This is a genomic window from Paenibacillus nuruki (assembly GCF_001721045.1).
In the GTDB taxonomy this organism is placed as follows: domain Bacteria; phylum Bacillota; class Bacilli; order Paenibacillales; family Paenibacillaceae; genus Saccharibacillus; species Saccharibacillus nuruki.
This window is the reverse complement of the sequence record NZ_MDER01000070.1, coordinates 145669-160034: the sequence shown is the minus strand read 5'-3', so window position 1 is coordinate 160034 and position 14366 is coordinate 145669. Positions and strand designations below refer to the sequence as shown.

Genomic DNA, 14366 nt, shown 5'->3' with positions numbered 1-14366 from the left:
TAAATTAATTCCATGAAGCAGGCTTGATCTCCACAGGTTCGATCTCTGCCACATCCATATAATGTTTGCCCCAGTTATACATCGCATCCAAAATTGGCATCAATGTTTCACCCATTTCAGTTAACGAATATTCTACTTTAGGCGGAACAACAGGATAGACTTCACGATGAACAATCAAGTCTTCTTCCAGTTCACGCAATTGACTGACTAACATCCGTTGAGTGATTCCAGGAATCAAAGCTTTAAGTTCGCCGAATCGTTTTGTACCGCTTTTACCCAGATGCCATAAGATTAACATCTTCCATTTTCCCCCGATGACCGATAGGGTTAATTCTTTCTCACAATTAAATATACGTTCACGCATGATTGAGATTCCTCCAATTGGGATAATAACATATGCTCTAGTATGGTCTGCTACACAGTTCTATTTCTTTATGATCTCTCTATTATAGCTAAAAAAGTGCTGACAGTATACTTTTAGACACTATGTAATTAAAAAGTGCGTACTTACGGAAATAGCACCTTTTGATTTATACTAGCAATACGTCGATGATGGCTATCCACTTTGTGTGGAATAATGATCTGATCATTAGGAGTCATCATTGAACGATAGGTAGAACGAACGCAACATACAACTAGGAGGAATTATATATTATGGAACTTCAATTAGCGTTAGACTTGGTTAACATCCCTGAAGGTATTGCTCTTGTAAAAGAAGTAGCACCTTTTATTGATATCGTAGAAATTGGTACACCGATCGTAATTAACGAAGGTCTTCATGCAGTTAAAGCTATGAAAGAAGCTTTCCCTCACTTGAAAGTATTAGCTGATCTTAAAATTATGGATGCAGGTGGTTATGAAGTAATGAAAGCTTCTGAAGCTGGTGCAGACATCGTAACTGTTCTAGGTGCAAGTAATGACCTTACAATCAAAGGTTGTGTAGACGAAGCTAAAAAACAAGGTAGCAAAGTATTGGTTGATATGATCAATGTTAAAGATATCGCAACTCGTGCTAAAGAATTAGACGCACTAGGCGTAGACTATATCTGTGTACACACAGGTTATGATGGTCAAGCAGCAGGTCAAAATCCATTTGAAGACTTAGCTACAATCAAAAGTGTAGTTAAAAACTCTAAAACTGCTATCGCTGGTGGTATCAAATTAGAAACATTGCCAGAAGCAATCAAAGCTAACCCTGATCTAATCATCGTTGGTGGCGGAATTACAGGTCAAGACGATAAAGCTGGCGTAGCTTCTAAAATCCGCGACTTGATCACTCAAGGGTAATACGATGAGTAACCAAGCAGGAATCTCCAAACATTTCGACCGTATTATTCAAGAATTAGAACGTACACTTGCGGCTATTCCTGAAGTCGAAGCAGAAGCACTGGTACAACAGATTTTGTCAGCACGCCAAGTCTTTGTAGCTGGTGCAGGACGCTCCGGTCTTATGGCAAAAGCATTGGCTATGCGCTTAATGCAATTGGGACTGAAAGCTTATGTGGTTGGTGAGACGGTTACTCCGCGTGCTGGAAAAGGTGATCTGCTGATTATCGCTTCCGGTTCAGGAGAAACACAAGGTCTCGTGTTGATGGCTGAAAAAGCGCAACAAGCTGAAGTAACGATTGCCGCAGTGACGATTTTTCCTGAATCAACGATCGGTCAGAAATCTGCATTAACGGTCAAATTGCCTGGTTCTCCTAAAGATCCTGCTGATCATAATCAATATGAGACGGTTCAACCGATGGGTTCATTGTTTGAACAGACTGTATTATTATTTTTCGATGGATTAATGCTTCGCTTAATGGAGCATCGTGGTGGCGACTCCGCGGCCATGTTTAGCAATCATGCTAATTTAGAATAGAACAATGTAAATATACTCTTTATTTGATGTCTTTAATCCACAGAAGGATTCCCCTCCTTTTGTGGATTTTTTGTGTGCGATGGGACAAGACAGACTATTTAGGTTACACTATTAAAGTAACGTAGTATTGAAAAGTTACAATGATCATACTTTAATCCTACACAGAGGTGACTATATATGTTGAAATTAGGCGTACTGGATCAATCCCATATTAACGAAGGCGAAGATGCCAAAGATGCTCTAGCCAACACATTAAAATTAGCGCAAGAAGCAGATCGTTTAGGCTTTTCAAGATTCTGGATGTCAGAACATCATGCGTCTCCAAGTCTGGCTCATTCAAGCCCTGAAGTATTAATCGCTCATGTAGCCGCCCTGACTTCACGGATTCGTGTTGGTTCAGGTGGTATTATGCTTCCTCACTATAGTGCTTACAAAGTAGCTGAAAATTTCCGTCTACTTGAAGCTCTGTACCCTAATCGTATTGATCTGGGTGTAGGTCGTGCTCCTGGAGGTATGCCTTTAGCTACACGTGCTCTTCAAGAAGGCAAATTCCCTTCTATGCATGCATCAGATCGTTATCCTCAACAGATTGTCGATTTGATTGCTTATCTGAATGATGCTTTGCCAGCAGATCATCGTTTTCCTGGATTGATTGCTGAACCAAGTATTGAGACTGCTCCTGAATTATGGTTACTCGGTTCTAGTGGTGGAACAGCTGACCTAGCGGCGATGACAGGTGCTTCTTATGCGTTTGCTCAGTTTTTTGGAACAGTAGGTGGAGAAGATGCTGTAGCTCATTACAAAGAAAGCTTCAAACCATCACTCATGTCTTCTACACCCAAGTCATTAGCAGCAATTACGGTGTCTTGTGCAGAGACAGAAGAAGAAGCAGAATATCATATGCGTAGTAATGATCTCTATTTCTTGATGTTGCGTGAAAATCGTCCGATGCCTTATCTCCCTTCTGCCAAAACAGCAGCAGAATATCCGTATACCAATTCTGAAATCGCACATATTCAAGATACTCGTCGTTTTCGTGTAGTGGGTACACCTGATCAAGTAAAAGAAAAAATGCTTCAGTTTGCCAAAGATTTTCAGACTGACGAATTGCTCGTCGTATCTGCTATCCACAATACGGAAGCTCGATTAAAATCATATCGTTTACTAGCAGAAGCGTTTGAACTACAAGCTTAAGTCTTTTCTAAGATCTAATAGATTACAACTTAAGATGATAAAGGGAGCGATGTATGATCGCTCCCCTTTTCTTTGACTTTTATGACGTAGATTGAATTGACTTATCTCTACATCTATATGATTAGCCCTTAGCTACACGTGTAAGACAATGTGCAGGAATGGGACCAGACAACCAGACTTCATGACCTGCAAAATAAAACGTTACACCTTCTGCAATCGCTTGAACCGTATCTACTTGTAAAAGCACTAATGATCCTCTACGCTTCCCTGCTAATTCTGCAAAATGTGTACTGGCTGATAAATGGACATACTGACGATTCATAGGCAGAAGACCTTGCTGCTCTATTGCTGTTACTGCTTGTTCATGAGTGCCATGATATAGGATCGCTGGTGGTGTTCCTTGTTCGTATTGAACTTGGGTATGGCTATGCCCATATCTTGCTTTGATCCGATTATCGTTGATTTCAAAACGCTGTTTGTCTGATTGTTCAACAACCTGACGAATATCGGCTTCTGTAATATTGCTCCATCCTTTTTGCTCACGTAACACATGTACTAATTCTTCTAAAGGACAAGAACCATCACGAGCATCAAGTACAATGCCGTATTGCTCAGGCGTATGTCGCAAAATCAAACTCATATATTTACTTAATTGCACCTCTTGTTTGGCTGTTAACATTAGAAAGCTCCTTTAAGTGGGATTTGAGTACATCTATACTCACTTTGAATTTTAAATGTTACTATGTACATACAGAAAATATAGAGAAAAAATAGCACATTTCAGAAAATAGGAGAGAATGTATGCAACCATCTGTTACGCAAGAACAAGTTTCACCGCAAAATGATCGTTTCCCGGCAGCACTATTCTGTCTCACTGCTGGTGCTTTTGCGATCGGCATGACTGAATTTGTGATTATGGGTTTATTGCCTAATGTAGCCAGTGATCTTCAAGTCACTATTCCACAAGCAGGGCAACTCATTACCAGCTATGCGCTTGGAGTGGCTGTCGGCGCTCCTGTACTGACGGTATTAACGCATCGCATTCCGCAGAAACAATTGCTCTGTCTGCTTATGATTATTTTTATACTGGGTAATGCACTTGCTGTCATCGCTCCAAACTATAGTCTGTTAATGGCTTCGCGTCTAGTTACTGCATTAGCACACGGTACTTTTCTGGGAGCAAGTTCATTGATAGCTGCACGATTGGTACGACCGGAAAAACGAGCCAGTGCCGTCTCGATGGTTCTCGCTGGACTTACCATCGCTAATATTATCGGCGTTCCTTTCGGTACCTTTATCGGACAATATTTAGGCTGGCGTGCTTCTTTCGGTGCGATAACGATTATGGGAATGATTTCGCTAGTCGGTATCTTTTTCTTAATTCCAAAGATCGAGCAATCAGGGCCTTCTAGCCTTGCCAAAGAGTTCCGTAGTCTGATCAATCCGCAAGTTCTGCTTATTTTATTCACCGGTGCTTTTGGCTGTGGAAGTATGTTTACTGTATTTACCTACATTACGCCTCTACTCACCGATGTGAGCGGATTCCAAGAACATAGTGTCACATGGATTCTAGTGATGTTTGGTGTAGGTGTAACATTAGGTAATATTATAGGCGGTAAGCTAGCCGATTGGAAGTTAATGCCTTCATTGATCGTAACATTTACCATTCTAGTGATCTTGCTGGTTATTCTATCTACTGTTCTTCACAATCAGATCTTAACGCTTCTATTCGTATTTCTCTGGGGTGCAGCGGCCTTTGGTATCATGCCAGGTATTCAGATTCGTATTATGAATCTAGCCCATGAAGCGCCAAGACTTGCAGCCACTTCCAGTCACTCTGCATTGAATTTGGGTAATGCAGGGGGTGCTTTTCTCGGTGGCGTTGTTATTACCCATCTCGGCTTACCTTACGTTCCACTGATTGGTGGCGCTGTTGCTGTAGTCGGTATTTTAGGATCTATCCTTAGTTATTATTTGGTTGAAAAAAGAGCACTTGTCAAATAAATAGCAAAAAGCCGTTCAATGATCGTTAGGATCTACTGAACGGCTTTTATTTATACTTTGATGCTCTTATTATTGATTTGTAGTGACTGTGGAGTAGATGCTATAGGTTTTACAGCTGCTTTACTCACAGATACAGCTAATGTGGAAGTGCGCTTAATCGGTAGTACATAACGTATTTGCCAAGATGTTGTCATTGTCCATGTGATCACTTTACCAGCAATCCATACTGCAAGAACAGTATACATTGTTTCTTTAAGCGGTAAATAGAACAAACAGATCAATAACACAATCGCATCACTTGCAAAAAATACGTTACCGATCTTCCAGCCACTCCAATCACTGATTAATTTGGACAACACATCATCGCCTCCGGTCGCCCCACCATATCGTAGAACGATTCCTGCTCCTAGACCGGTTAACAACCCAGATAAGACTGCGGCTGCTAGCAGGTTACCGTGCAGGTCCACCACAAACAACGATAATTGCTCAAATAATGAGTAAAATAGTGAAAACGATAGTGCTCCAATCAGTGTAAATAACATGAATCTGCGACCTTTCAACCACCATGCAAGTAATATCACTGGAATATCCAACAACAAGGCTGTCCAAGCTGGTGACCATCCAAATGCATATTTACCTAATAGGGCTAAGCCGACAAATCCGCCTTCTGACAATTGATTCTGAACATTAATGTGATAATAAGCAAACGCTAAAATCAAAGTTCCAAGCAGTATTATGGCAATCTGCCTTAATACTGTTTTATCCATTTGTTTTCTCCTCATACAAGCTCCCTCTATTTCTCGTAAGTTTGATCGATATCGACCGACTCCTACGTGAGGCAAACTTGGAGGACTTTGTCCTTCGCATACATGATTCCCTCTTCCGTTAGAGTTGGTCTATAGTGACTTGTTCTCTACGGAAGAGCTAAGTATAAGAGAGATCATAACGTTTCCAAACCGTCCTTTGGGGAAGTATCCTTCGGGGACCCATGGTATCCTGATCCTTTCGTTAATAGATTCTAAAGCTAAATTTATTATACCACAAGAAGCTTAATGCTAAACAGCTTGCTTGTGTAAAAGATTTTCTAAGATTGTATATTCTATGTTAAAAAAGCCTACACATTAAAAAGATGTAAGCTTTAAAGATATTTATTTTTTGATCGTTGATTTGTGATCATTTGCTAGTTTCTTTTTACCATTCATCAAAATAAATTTGCGTTCCCACAGTCGTTCAGCACGCATAGCGACTTTGAACCATTTGAGAGAAGCACAACGTTTCTGTGCAGAGACTGCCAATCCCCAATGAATTACTCTTGTTAAAATAGGAGATACTTTGTTCATATCACGTAATGGCTCTAATGTATCATGGAATAGACGCTTAGGTACATCAATCGGTGCTTTACCCTGACAGCAGAAATACAGTGTAGCCGCCAAACTATAAATATCCGATACTGGTCCTTGCACCGAGCGACCTGAATAAAATTCAATCGGTGAATATCCTGCTGTCGTCAGAATTGTATGCGTTCGTTCTTGATAACGCACAGCCGAACCAAAATCAAGCAACTTGGTCTGTCCATCTTCTCCAATCAGAATATTACTTGGTCTCACATCACGATGAATATAACCAAGACTATGTATGTATTCCAATGCCCGAATAACAGGAACCAGTCGTTCTACCAGAAAATCGTTGGTTACTTCTGTAGGATGTTCTTCCATAAATTGATCCAATGTGATGCCTTTGCAATATTCAGTGACAAGATAAGCTGTACCATTTTCTTCAAAATATTGTACATAACGAATAATACCTTGATGATTGATCTGACTCAATATTTCAGCTTCAGAACGAAACGTTTCCAACATTTCTCTATATTTAGAACCCAGACCAGGTTCATGACAATCAATATGCCGACGATCCTTTTTACGTTGTACCAATGCACTTGGAAAAAATTCTTTGATTACATGAAGTGTACCCTGTTCTATATGTCTGGCTACATAGACGATAGATAATTCACTAACCGATAATGTCCGGCGAATCTGATATGTATTCGCAAGTGTATGGTTTCGGGCAAGGGCCGGATTGACTATTATTTTATTCATTCTACACCCCTTCGCACCTTCCCACAGCATAGCGGTTCCCCATGTATATTACGCCCTGCCGGTGAAGAATATGGATAACAGTCATTGATTATGGCTGTCTACACAAATATTTTAGCATGAAACTTGACAATTGTGAGCAATTTCTCTGACAAATTTCATTAATTTCAGCAAATGTTCTGCTTTTTTCTTAATATCGCAGAACATTTGCTGTTTTTCCCACTACTTTTCGGATTTATTTATAGTATCTCCCATTTCATGAAGGTTATCAACGTTACTCGATAATACTTCAATTGAGCTACGACTCATACGTATTAAGCACGTTCTGAGATCCAATCGCTTTCTCGCATAATCCGTAAAGCACTCTCAGCTATTTCGGCTACTCTGGAATCAGGATCATGTGTAGCAGTATAGACTAACATATCCTCAAACTCTCGCCAGCCGATAAAACTTGTAGCAAATACGGCGGATTGACGTACACGTACATCGGGATCACGAAGATATAATTGGAAAATGTCTAACACTTCAGATGAAGCTTCATCATACGAAGCAATACCCAAACGACAAATCGCATCGATTCGATCATCAACATGTTGATCATGTAGACAACGATATTGAATATCTTTGCTTGAATACACCATACCACTTTGATATAAATGATACGCTAATTTCCGATGATCTGGGCCTGATAATAATAAATAAGGAATACTGGTCGATTGATCATTAATAAGATGTACCAAAGTCGACTGATCATCCATAACAAATGTGAAATATTCAGACGTCTGTTGCTCCTTTGTTTTCTGTGTTCCTTCTAAAGTAGATAAACATTGCAAATTTGATAGCGCTTCCAATATATCAAAAAAACGTAACTTAGGTTTCGTGCACAAACGAATATCATTCATACGAATACCTCCTCCTTTAATCTTGGGATAGAGTTAGTCTTACTTAAGTTATAACGATATATGGATATAAACGAATCATTATAGTAAAAATTGTAAGAAAAAGTAATCATACAAGTTACATATTGAGGCGAAATAATATTTAAAAATCAAAAATCGGTATGATTGTTCGACGGTTACTTAACACCTATAGAAAAAGCGTCTCTTAGTGGATAAGAGGCGCTTTTAGATTTTACAATGAGTGATCAATATGACATGTATGATTATTTGTATTTCCATAATCATATCTACATCTTACAAGTACAATAGAGTATGCCTATTAACTACGTGCTGTATGCGGTTTGGCACTCCATTTTTTCTCGTCTGCGGTTTGTTTTTCTTCGGTTGCGCCAGCAACTGGAGGTTTGATCCACAGTGCAATCAAGAAGGATATGATACATAACATGCCGATAACGATAAAGGTTGGTTTGAATCCACCCATCCATGCTGCAATAAATGAACCTGCTAATGCACCAATACCAAATCCTTGATAGACAATACCATAGTTTTTGCTGTGATTTTTGAGTCCAAAGAAATCACTCACAATCGCAGGGAATACGGTAATATTACCACCGAAGCAGAATGCAATCGCTGCAACAGCTGCGAAGAAGATACTGTATGTTAATGGGATAAAGCTTAGAACCGCAACCGCTGCTGCTGTCACTATAAATGTACCGCAGATCACTTTCATGCGTCCTACTTTATCAGACAATGCTCCCAAAATAATACGTCCTGCTGTATTGAAAATAGCGATCATAGCAACCGCATTAGCTGCTGTAGCCAAATCCAAACCTGCTAATTGAACACCGATATCTTTGACAATTCCGATTAAGTACAATCCACTCATACATGCGGTAAAGAACATAATAAACAGTAAGTATACTTGTTTGGTTTTGAGCATTTCTTTAACTGTATAATCATGAACAACTACTGTTGCTGTTGGTTTGATAGAAGATGGTTGGCTATCACCTACGCGTTGTTGTGCTGCTTTTGCTTGTGGAACTGGTGCACCAGATACATTTGCTTCACGAATAAAGCGTGAACCAATAACGATCATTAGTAGCACAATAATGCCCCAGTACAAGAATGTTGCTGATACACCTACAGAACCGATAAAAGCACCATTGATATATTTGAAAATCAGACTGCCTGTTCCATATGCTCCTACAGATATTCCGGAGATTAACCCTTTACGTTCCGGGAACCATTTGATCAAGTTAGATAGCGATGTAATATACGCTGTACCATCTGCAAATCCAACAATCACCCCTGCTAACATATACAGTAAAGGTAATGAAGAGACTTGCGAACTAAGCATTAAGCCTACACCGAGTACAATACCCGCGATACCAATCAGACGACGGATACCCCATTTTTCTTGTAATTTTCCTGCAAATAAAGTGGAAAAAGCTAAAGCAAAACTGGTAATCGAAAACGTAATCGCTACTGAACTGAGACCCCAACCGAATTTATCAACAAGAGGCTGGTTAAAAAGACTCCATGTATAAATCGTCCCCAGACCCATTTGTACAATAATTGTACCGAGTGCAATCAACCAACGATTGACTGGAGGTTTAGTGGTTTGTAATTGAGCTGTACTGGCTTGATTGGATACGTTTTTCATGATCGATGTTCCTTTCCGTAAGGACCGCAAATTGTAGTGTTATATGGTTCGGAGAATTCTCTGTTTCCTATGACCAAATTATAACCCTACCTTTGATGTAACATTCCCAAAAAGGAATGAAATGCAGTATATACGGAATGAAATGCCTTTAGATACTCATGATCTGCCTGAACTCTTTGACCTTACTTCGGCTCACTGGAACTTCATAATCCAGATCATGTAAACGAAGTAAATAAGTGTTATTAAACCACGGCACAATTTCACGGATTTTGGTGATGTTGACGATATACGAACGATGACAACGGAAGAAGTATTCCTCTGGTAATGTATTTTGAAATTCTGAAATACTTGAAGTGACTGTATATTCAGCTCGCTTGGTAAATACATTCGTTACTTTCTCGCTGGCAGATGCATAATACACATCATCTACAGGAATCACCTGAATTTTATCATTTTTCCATAAGCTAATCTTACCTTGCAACACATGTGCATGGTGAGGAACATGTGTTGTACTAGCTGTTGTCGATTGACCTAATGTAGACTGATCTGCATTAGAATAAGTCTCTTCAGCATGTTGCTCTGTTGATTCTTTTTCAGAAGGCGTATTAGATAGAGTCTGCGAACCTTGATCACGTTCATACGTATTTTCTAATTTGCGTAACATTGATGTCATACGAGATTCACTATACGGCTTCAAAATATAATCAAACGCTTCGATTTCAAATGCTTCTGCGGCATGTTCTTTGTACGCTGTAATAAAAATAATATAAGGTTTACGTGAAAATTTACTGATCGTATGCGCTAAGAATACACCATCTAACGAAGGAATATTAATATCAAGAAAAATAGCATCTACTTCATGATCTTGTACATATTTTAAAACATCCATTCCATCGTCAAAGCTACCTACAATCTCAATCTGACTATGTGTACGGATATAATATTCTAATTCTTGTCTCGCCAGAAATTCGTCTTCCACTACGATTGCTTTCATGACATCTCCTTTTTCACTTTAAACTGGATACGTGTGCCTCGTTCAAGACGCTCTATCTGTAATCCTTCACCATAGATCAATTTGACCCGTTGATGCACATTTGAAAGCCCGATTCGATTTTCAGGCATTTTACCATTATAGACATTCGTAATAATATCTTGATCGATTCCTGCTCCTGTATCTTCTACACTGATGAGTACTTGATCGCCATGATCTTTAACCGACAATGTTACTGTACCGGAACCTTTACCTTTCAAAATGCCATGTACTATCGCATTTTCCACTAATGGCTGAATAATAAGACTAGGGATTTTCACTTCTACTTCTTCATCCACATCATAGATCACTGTCAATTTATTACCAAATCGTGCTTTTTCAATCTCAACATAATTCACAACCTGACCGAGTTCTTTATTAATATCGATCAATTGGTCACTCCATTCCAGACTATGACGAAGATAACCGGATAGATTGATAATCATTTCACGGGCATAGTTAGGATCGATACGGATGGACGATGCTATCGCATTGAGAGCGTTAAATAGAAAATGAGGATTGATACTGGTCTGTAATGCTTTAATTTCAGCTTTGTTTGCCATTTCTTTCATCTGCTCAATCCGAGACACTTCCATCAATGTAGAAATGATCTGGGAAAGACCTACTGCTAATGTTTGTAAAGAATATGTTATTTTATGCGCTTTACGGTAATAAATTTTGAGTGCACCTGTAACGATCCCTTTTTCAGTCAAAGGAATAATAATTAACGATTGAATATTAGGCACTTTGCCTTCCATATCGTTATTGCTAATCATAATCTCACCGCTACGAATCGTCTGTTTGGTCGCATCGGTAATAATCTCATGCCCGATATTGTAGTGATCTTCGCCAAGTCCTACATAAGCTAAAATAAGCTTGGTATCTGTAATCGCTACAGCATCCGCTTGAATATCTTCTTTGATAATACCGCATATTTTGCGCAATGATTCGCTATTAATGGACCTGAAATAAGGAAGTGTTTTATTGGCAATATCCAGGGCTAACTTTGCTTGCCTTGCAGCAATATTTTCCTTTTCTCCTTCGACTCCTTGTACAAATAGAACGATTAGACCTACACTCACCTGACCTAGAATCATCGGCAAAGCAATAATAGATACGATTTCTCGACCTAGTTGAGCCGGTTCTGCCATCACTAGAATTAAAAACATGGTTAATGCTTCACAAAACATGCCTGCTGCTATACCAGCAATCCAGCGTCGATTACGTTTTACTTTTTGATGAATATATCCTGAGACAATTCCTGCGGTAATACTGGTAATCAGACAAGGTATTGAAGTAACACCATCTATATCAATCAAATAGCGATGAAGCCCTGAGACGACACCAGTGACGATCCCGACCGGCCAACCAAATAATATACCGCCAGCCATCACAGCTATAATTCGTACATTGACCAGTGAACCTTCTACATTTATACCTGTATACGTACCAAATACAGCAAATCCACTAAAAATAATCGAAATAATTAGCAAATCTTTTTTGAATAATATATCTTTCTGAAAAATCTGTCTAAAATGCGATAACCTCGTTAAAAAGTATAAACAAATCAGTAACAATGCTGCACGTTCAAACAGCTGTAACAGGATAATTAACGTTACATTATTATTAAGCATGTATTCCTCCACTATAAAGTTAAAAAGGATATAGGATATACTTTTTTATTCTTTCGTTTTCGTTTAGATTCTGGTTATGATTATGGTTGAACTACATTCTTTTTATTTTACACTATTTTGCTTCTTTTGATTGTGACACCTTTCAAAATAAACCCAATCGCTCTATAGATCACAGAATGATTGGGTTTATCTTCAAATATTTAATATAGGCCTTTAACCAAGTACTACACGATCATCTGCCATTTTAGTCCCGCTGATTTGCTCAAATTCAGACATCAATCGTTCGATTGTTAGATCTTTTTTCCGTTCTTCATCAATATCCAAAATAATTTTGCCTTTATCCATCATGATTAGACGATTACCAAGACGTATCGCTTGTTCCATATTATGCGTAACCATCAATGTCGTTAGATTCATATCACGTACAATTTCTTTGGTCAGTGATGTAATCAAGTCGGCACGTGCAGGGTCAAGGGCAGCGGTATGTTCATCCAGTAATAGTATCTGTGGGCGAGTAAATGTTGCCATTAGTAGACTCAAAGCTTGGCGTTCTCCACCTGATAACATCCCCACTTTGGCACGTAGCCGATTTTCCAATCCAATCCCAAGACGTGATAACTCTTGTTTGAAAAGATTACGTCTTGCTGTTGTCACGCCAAATGAGAAGCCACGATTTTTACCACGACGATACGCCATCGCTAGATTTTCTTCAATCGACATATGAGGAGCTGTTCCAGCCATTGGATCTTGAAAAACACGTCCGATCCAGCGACTACGCTGATATTCTGCTAGATGTCCTACCGATTGCCCTTCGATATTAACCAGACCTGTATCGGGTTTTATTACCCCGGAAATAATATTCATAAGTGTTGATTTGCCTGCACCATTACTACCGATCACAGTCACAAAATCGCCCGGCTTCAAATGAAGCTGAATACCGATCAAAGCAATTTTTTCATCGACAGTACCCGGATTGAACAATTTAGATACATTTTCGATATGCAGCATTACTGTTCACCTCCGGTTGGTTTGGAATAGGGCGCTGTCTGGATATTGCTTAATAGTTCAGCAGAGCGCTTTTTGGCTAATCCTTTTTGTTTCACTTTGCTTCGAACAGCCGGGAACACAAGTGCAATAATAACTATAACCGCTGTAATTAATTTGAGATCAGATGCTTCAAACCATTCGATTCGTAGAGCAGCTGTGACCACAATCCGATACACAATCGAACCTAAAATAACAGCCAATGTAGCTCTAAATACCGTTTTGGCACCGAAAATCGCTTCTCCTATAATGACTGAAGCTAGTCCGATCACAATCATCCCAATACCTGATGTCGCATCTGCAAAAGTCGATGTCTGAGCAACAAAGGCACCTGATAAAGCCACCAACCCGTTGGAAAGACTTACTCCAATAATGGTTGTTGTATCGGTATTAGCGCCTAGACTGCGAATCATTTGCTTATTATCGCCTGTTGCTCGTAGCGCCAATCCCATATCTGTACGCAAAAAGGCATCTAGCAACAATTTAAATGCAATCACAATAATCAGCATCAATGTGATTGGAGAAATATGATCAAATACCATATCGCTACCAAAAATAGACACGTTCGGACTACCTAAAATCCGCAAATTAATCGAATACAATGCAATCATCATCAGAATACCAGATAATAGTCCATTAATTTTACCTTTTGTATGAAGTAATCCTGTACAGGCTCCTGCTACAAGTCCGCCTGCAAAAGCTCCTAGACAAGCTAACCACGGCGAAAAACCATGAACAATCATCACTGCTGCAATTGCACTGCCTGTGGTAAAGCTTCCATCTACCGTCAAATCAGGGAAATCCAAAATACGAAACGTAATATATACACCTAATGCGAGCAGAGCATACAACAAACCTAGTTGTATTGATCCTTCGCCTATTTTCAAAAATAACTCCATACTCTAGCCCGCCCTTTCTTCATGTTGCTTCGTTGCTAATCG

General features: G+C 39.3%; 14 protein-coding genes. 4 read left to right on the top strand and 10 right to left on the bottom strand.

Features of this window, described 5'->3' with window-relative positions; translation table 11 throughout:
- Positions 1 to 4: 4 nt before the first annotated feature.
- Positions 5 to 373 (bottom strand): transcriptional activator HxlR, encoded by a 369-nt coding sequence (hxlR, locus tag PTI45_RS18545; RefSeq protein ID WP_069329063.1) that lies wholly within the window; start codon positions 371 to 373, stop codon positions 5 to 7.
- 281 nt (positions 374 to 654) lie between these two features.
- Between hxlR and hxlA the strand changes: the two genes are divergently transcribed.
- From hxlA to PTI45_RS18530, 3 genes are all read left to right on the top strand, one after another.
- Positions 655 to 1287 (top strand): 3-hexulose-6-phosphate synthase, encoded by a 633-nt coding sequence (gene hxlA / locus PTI45_RS18540; RefSeq protein WP_069329062.1) that lies wholly within the window; start codon positions 655 to 657, stop codon positions 1285 to 1287.
- A gap of 4 nt (positions 1288 to 1291) precedes the next feature.
- Positions 1292 to 1864: a 6-phospho-3-hexuloisomerase gene (hxlB, locus tag PTI45_RS18535; RefSeq protein WP_069329061.1), complete on the top strand. Its 573-nt coding sequence runs from the start codon at positions 1292 to 1294 to the stop codon at positions 1862 to 1864.
- Positions 1865 to 2041: 177 nt separating this feature from the next.
- Entirely contained in the window at positions 2042 to 3058 is a 1017-nt protein-coding gene (locus tag PTI45_RS18530; protein ID WP_069329060.1) for an LLM class flavin-dependent oxidoreductase, read from the top strand.
- A 121-nt stretch (positions 3059 to 3179) separates the two neighbouring features.
- Here PTI45_RS18530 and PTI45_RS18525 read toward each other — a convergent pair whose 3' ends face one another.
- On the bottom strand, positions 3180 to 3737 hold the full coding sequence (locus tag PTI45_RS18525; protein WP_069329059.1) for an RNA 2'-phosphotransferase: 558 nt from the start codon (positions 3735 to 3737) through the stop codon (positions 3180 to 3182).
- 122 nt (positions 3738 to 3859) lie between these two features.
- Between PTI45_RS18525 and PTI45_RS18520 the strand changes: the two genes are divergently transcribed.
- The gene (locus PTI45_RS18520; RefSeq protein ID WP_069329058.1) at positions 3860 to 5062 is read left to right on the top strand and encodes an MFS transporter; all 1203 of its coding nucleotides are present in this window, start codon (positions 3860 to 3862) and stop codon (positions 5060 to 5062) included.
- A gap of 50 nt (positions 5063 to 5112) precedes the next feature.
- Here the strand turns inward: PTI45_RS18520 and PTI45_RS18515 are convergent, their stop codons facing one another.
- The 8 genes from PTI45_RS18515 to PTI45_RS18480 all read right to left on the bottom strand — a co-directional run bounded on the left by PTI45_RS18515 (position 5113) and on the right by PTI45_RS18480 (position 14324).
- The gene (locus PTI45_RS18515) at positions 5113 to 5844 is read right to left on the bottom strand and encodes a YitT family protein (protein WP_069329057.1); all 732 of its coding nucleotides are present in this window, start codon (positions 5842 to 5844) and stop codon (positions 5113 to 5115) included.
- Between the two features lie 366 nt (positions 5845 to 6210).
- Positions 6211 to 7158 carry a serine/threonine protein kinase gene (locus PTI45_RS18510; RefSeq protein ID WP_069329056.1) on the bottom strand — a complete coding sequence of 316 codons (948 nt, stop codon included), beginning with the start codon at positions 7156 to 7158 and terminating at the stop codon, positions 6211 to 6213.
- 311 nt (positions 7159 to 7469) lie between these two features.
- Entirely contained in the window at positions 7470 to 8057 is a 588-nt protein-coding gene (locus PTI45_RS18505; RefSeq protein ID WP_069329055.1) for a HEAT repeat domain-containing protein, read from the bottom strand.
- A gap of 316 nt (positions 8058 to 8373) precedes the next feature.
- Positions 8374 to 9717 (bottom strand): L-lactate MFS transporter, encoded by a 1344-nt coding sequence (locus PTI45_RS18500; protein WP_069329054.1) that lies wholly within the window; start codon positions 9715 to 9717, stop codon positions 8374 to 8376.
- 148 nt (positions 9718 to 9865) lie between these two features.
- A complete protein-coding gene (locus tag PTI45_RS18495) occupies positions 9866 to 10711 on the bottom strand; it encodes a LytR/AlgR family response regulator transcription factor (protein ID WP_069329053.1) in 846 nt (281 codons plus the stop codon).
- On the bottom strand, positions 10708 to 12381 hold the full coding sequence (locus tag PTI45_RS18490) for a sensor histidine kinase (protein WP_175425217.1): 1674 nt from the start codon (positions 12379 to 12381) through the stop codon (positions 10708 to 10710). The genes PTI45_RS18495 and PTI45_RS18490 overlap by 4 nt, the downstream gene beginning before the upstream one ends.
- Positions 12382 to 12594: 213 nt before the next feature.
- Positions 12595 to 13389 carry an ABC transporter ATP-binding protein gene (locus PTI45_RS18485; protein ID WP_069329052.1) on the bottom strand — a complete coding sequence of 265 codons (795 nt, stop codon included), beginning with the start codon at positions 13387 to 13389 and terminating at the stop codon, positions 12595 to 12597.
- The gene (locus PTI45_RS18480; RefSeq protein WP_069329051.1) at positions 13389 to 14324 is read right to left on the bottom strand and encodes an ABC transporter permease; all 936 of its coding nucleotides are present in this window, start codon (positions 14322 to 14324) and stop codon (positions 13389 to 13391) included. The genes PTI45_RS18485 and PTI45_RS18480 overlap by 1 nt, the downstream gene beginning before the upstream one ends.
- Between the last annotated feature and the right edge of the window lie 42 nt (positions 14325 to 14366).